The organism is Microcoleus sp. Pol12B4 (assembly GCF_036701385.1).
Lineage (GTDB): Bacteria > Cyanobacteriota > Cyanobacteriia > Cyanobacteriales > Microcoleaceae > Microcoleus.
The window spans coordinates 1-3,168 of record NZ_JAUBQR010000375.1 but is presented as its reverse complement, the minus strand read 5'-3'; the positions used below and the strand labels follow the sequence as shown (position 1 = coordinate 3,168).

General features: G+C 49.6%; 2 protein-coding genes and 1 pseudogene. 2 read left to right on the top strand and 1 reads right to left on the bottom strand.

The genetic code is table 11. From position 1 onward, the window contains the following. A partial coding sequence (gene tsaB, locus QUA38_RS28195) for a tRNA (adenosine(37)-N6)-threonylcarbamoyltransferase complex dimerization subunit type 1 TsaB (protein ID WP_333167709.1) occupies positions 1-594 on the top strand: 594 nt, incomplete at its 5' end. Between the two features lie 43 nt (positions 595-637). On the opposite strand, the gene QUA38_RS28190 is transcribed toward tsaB, so the two are convergent. Further along, positions 638-901, bottom strand: coding sequence for a hypothetical protein (locus tag QUA38_RS28190; protein WP_172185550.1), 264 nt, complete (start codon positions 899-901; stop codon positions 638-640). Between the two features lie 151 nt (positions 902-1,052). Between QUA38_RS28190 and QUA38_RS28185 the strand changes: the two are divergent. Further along, positions 1,053-3,101, top strand: a pseudogene (locus tag QUA38_RS28185) (tetratricopeptide repeat protein); the annotation flags it as partial. Positions 3,102-3,168 lie beyond the last annotated feature (67 nt).

The window sequence follows — 3,168 nt, the reverse complement described above, 5'->3', positions numbered from 1 at the left end:
CGCGAACTCGGTTTAGCCATCAGCAATTTTGCCGGGGATTCTCGCTGCCAAACTTGGAATTTGGATCGCGATTTAGCAACTCATTTGCATCAGTATTTAGTCGAGTTTATTCAGCCGCAAACTTGGGCGGATTTGGCTTTTATTGCTGTGGCGAAGGGGCCCGGAGGTTTCACGGGAACTCGGATGGGTATGGTGACGGCGCGGACTTTGGCTCAACAGTTGGATATTCCTGTTTTTGCGATTTCAACTTTGGCGGCTGTCGCTTGCAGCAGCAGTAAAAAATCTATCTCAACTCAGGATATGGCGCTGCAAATGCCTGCACAGCGGGGACAATTGTTTGGGGCGGTTTATTCAGTTAACAAAGATTCTGGTTTAACTGAGTTGTTTCCTGAGACGGTGATGACTCCTGAATCTTGGCAAGAAAAGTTGGATAATTGGGGGAATTCTTATCAGTTAATTGAAGTTGGCAGCGAGTTGGGAGGGTCGGTTTCTAGTGTGTTGGAATTGGCTTATTTGGAGTGGCAAATGGGAAGCCGTCCTGATTGGTCGGATGCTTTGCCTTTTTACGGGCAACATCCGGTTAAGGGACACTGAATATAGGGAATAGGGAATTGGTAATTGGTAATTGGTAAATTGTTTATTTAAGGGCGATACAAACTTCGAGGCAAAAAGTTAATGTTAGGGGGTCTGGGTTTTCGGTTCGCAATCGATCGATCTCAGCTCGATCGCAACCGCGAGATTCCATAAAATCAAGCATCCAGTTCGTTATTGTAGCGAGATCGATGTATTTTGCTCCGAGACAAACAGGGCAAATTTCTGGGCTGAGGGTACCGGTGCCGCCGCATTCGGGGCAATCCCAGTGGGTTGTTACGGGATCGGGGGTAGTTAGGATGTTGTTCATGCTGGGAAAAAGTTCGTGAAGCGTAGCTATCCCGTAGGGAATCGCACCTACTCGTTCACTCTAGCAAAAATGCCGATCGCCCTTACTTCTTCCTGCCTTAACACTAAGCAGGCTAGTGACTAAAATTGAAAAAAATACAAAAGGGGTGGCTATGTTCGATCGCACTCAATTGATTTTAGCTGGTATGTCGATCGCACTTTCGCTTCAGTTAAGTCAGCCAGTGGCAGCAGCCGTGCCCGTTGGCAACACCGTACAAACAGCACAAATTAACAGTCGCGAAGCTGCTGTAAAAGCATTCACGGAAGGATGGCAACTCTACCAGCAAGGAACGGCGGAAGCAAAAAGAAGTGCGATCGTCAAGTTTGAAGAAGCATTAAAGCTGTATCAAGAAGTGGGAAATCGCAGCGGGGAAGCTGCCACCCTCGCCTGGATCGGCTTAGTCTACTCAGATTTGGGACAAAAAGAGAAAGCGCTAGAGTATTACAGCCAGTCTCTTCCCCTGTATCGAGCAGTGGGCGATCGCTCTGGGGAAGCGAACACCCTCACCTGGCTCGGCGGTGTCTACTCCGAATGGGGAGAAAAACAGAAAGCGCTAGAGTATTACAGCCAGTCGCTTCCCCTGAGACGGGCACTAGGCGATCGCCGTGGGGAAGCTGCCACCCTCAACAACATCGGCGGTGTCTACTCACAATTGGGAGAAAAACAGAAAGCGCTAGAGTATTACAGCCAGTCCCTTCCCCTGAGACGGGCACTAGGCGATCGCCGTGGGGAAGCTGTCACCCTCAATGGCATCGGCTTAGTCTACTCAGATTTGGGAGAAAAACAGAAAGCGCTAGAGTATTACAGCCAGTCGCTTCCCCTGAGACGGGCAACCGGCGATCGCGGTGGGGAAGCTGTCACCCTCAACAACATCGGCTTAGTCTACTCAGAATTGGGAGAAAAACAGAAAGCGCTAGATTATTACAGCCAGTCGCTTCCCCTGAGACGGGCAGTAGGTAATCGTGGTGGGGAAGCTGCCACCCTCAACAATATCGGTGGTGTCTACTTAGATTTGGGAGAAAAACAGAAAGCGCTAGAGTATTACAGCCAGTCCCTTCCCCTGAGTCGGGCAGTAGGTAATCGCCGTGGGGAAGCTGTCACCCTCAGCAGCATCGGCACAGTCTACTCAGCTTTGGGAGAACAACAGAAAGCGTTAGAGTATTACAGCCAGTCGCTTCCCCTGAGTCGGGCAACACGCGATCGCGGTGGGGAAGCTACCATCCTCAATAACATCGGCGGTGTCTACTCAGATTTGGGAGAAAAACAGAAAGCGCTAGAGTATTACAGCCAGTCGCTTCCCCTGAGACGGGCTACCGGCGATCGCGGTGGGGAAGCTGTCACCCTCACCCACATCGGCAGTGTCTACTCAGAATTGGGAGAAAAACAGAAAGCGCTAGAGTATTACAGCCAGTCGCTTCCCCTGAGTCGGGCAACAGGCGATCGCAGCGGGGAAGCTGTCACCCTTTTCCACATAGCTTATGTCAAACGCGACCAAAACAATCTTACCGAAGCCCTCAACGACATTGAATCCTCTCTCAAAATCATCGAAAACCTCCGTACCAAAATAGCCAGCTCCGAACTCCGCAGCTCATACTTTGCCACCGTACAAAACTACTACGAATTCTACATCGATTTGTTAATGCAACTGCATAAAACTAATCCTAAATCCGGTTACGATACAAAAGCCTTAGAAGCCAGCGAACGTTCGAGGGCCCGCAGCTTCCTCGAACTCCTCCAAGAAAGTAACGCCAACATTCGCGAAGGTATTTCTCCCGATTTACTGCAACAAGAAAAGAGCTTGCAACAGCAACTTGATGCCATTGAAAAGCAGCGCATCGAAGCAATCAGCAGCCCCAACCCCAATCCAACTAAAATCGCTGAAATCGACAAACAGCGCCTCGCACTTTTGCAACAATATCAGCAAATTCAAACCCAGGTTCGTACCGCTAGCCCCCGCTACGCAGCCCTCACCCAACCCCAACCTTTAACACTCCCAGAAATTCAGAAACAGATTCTCGATGAAAATACGATTTTATTGCAGTATTCCATCGGCAAAGACCGCAGTTATTTGTGGGTTGTGACATCAACAGGACTAACCAGCTATGAATTGCCAAAACGCGCCGACATTGAAACAGGAGCAGGAGCTTTCCGTACTGGAGTTTAGACTAACAAGGGAAAGAAAAGGGAGCCTGTGATTGGCACAGGCTCCCTAAAGGCAGAAAATTGAG